This is a genomic window from Corallococcus sp. CA054B (assembly GCF_003611625.1).
GTDB lineage: Bacteria > Myxococcota > Myxococcia > Myxococcales > Myxococcaceae > Corallococcus > Corallococcus coralloides.
In genome coordinates, this window is the sequence record NZ_RAVY01000406.1 from 1 (window position 1) to 1102 (window position 1102).

1 protein-coding gene is annotated in these 1102 nt (G+C 70.3%); it reads left to right on the plus strand.

All coding sequences use genetic code 11. The features are described from left to right. On the plus strand, nucleotides 1-1102 hold a 1102-nt coding region (locus tag D7V80_RS41035), incomplete at both ends, for an amino acid adenylation domain-containing protein (protein WP_120593153.1).

A 1102-nucleotide genomic window follows, 5' to 3' on the forward strand; every position in this document is an offset into this window, starting at 1 on the left:
CCTGGGACGGCTGCCTCCACGAGCGCTTCGAGGCCCAGGCGGCTCGCACGCCCGATGCCCTCGCCGTCCTCTCCGACGAAGCCTCCCTCTCCTTCGGCGTGCTCAACCAGCGCGCCAACCAGTGGGCAGCCCTCCTTCGTCAGCGGGGCGTCCGCCCCGAAGTCCGCGTCGCGCTCTGCTTCGAGCGTTCCGCCGACATGCTCGTCGCGCTCCTCGCCGTCCTCAAGGCCGGCGGCTCCTACGTCCCGCTCGACCCCGCCTACCCGCCCCAGCGCCTCGGCTTCATGCTCCAGGACGCGCAACCCCTGCTCGTCCTCTGCCAGCCCCACCTCGCGGAGTCGCTAGCGCCTCACGGCCTCGACGTCCTCTGCCTCGACGACGTCTCCGCCGCCTCCTTCCCTTCCGCCAACCCGGCCCCGCTCGCCTCCGCTGACCACCCGGCCTACGTCATCTACACCTCCGGCAGCACGGGCAAACCCAAGGGCGTTGAAGTCACGCACGCCTCCGTCATGAACCTGCGCGCATCACTCGCGCGCACCGTCTACGCTGGCGTCACCTCGCCCCTTCGCGTCTCGCTCAACGCGCCGCTCTCCTTCGACGCTTCCGTCCAGCAGCTCGTCCAGCTCTCCGACGGGCACTCCCTCTGCGTCATCCCCAGGCAGGTGCGCGAAGACGTCCGCCTGATGGTGACGTGGTTGGAGCGTCACCAGGTGGACGTCCTGGACTGCTCGCCCTCGCACCTGCGGCTTCTGCTCGATGAAGGGCTTGGAGCCAGGCCCATGCGCGTCCTCGTTGGCGGTGAAGCCATCGACGACGCCCTGTGGACGCGGCTCGCCTCTCATCCCCACCTCCAGGCCTTCAACGTCTACGGCCCCACCGAGTGCACCGTCGACTCCACCGCCAAGGCCATCCGCGGCGCCGCTCCTCAACCCTCCCTGGGCGGACCGCTGGCCAACGCGCGCTTCTACGTCCTCGATGCGCGGCTTCAGCCTGTTCCTGCGGGCGTCCCGGGCGAGCTCTTCATCGGCGGTGCGGGCCTCGCGCGGGGTTACCTCCGCCGTCCCGACCTCACCGCGGAGCGCTTCATCCCCGACTCCTTCAG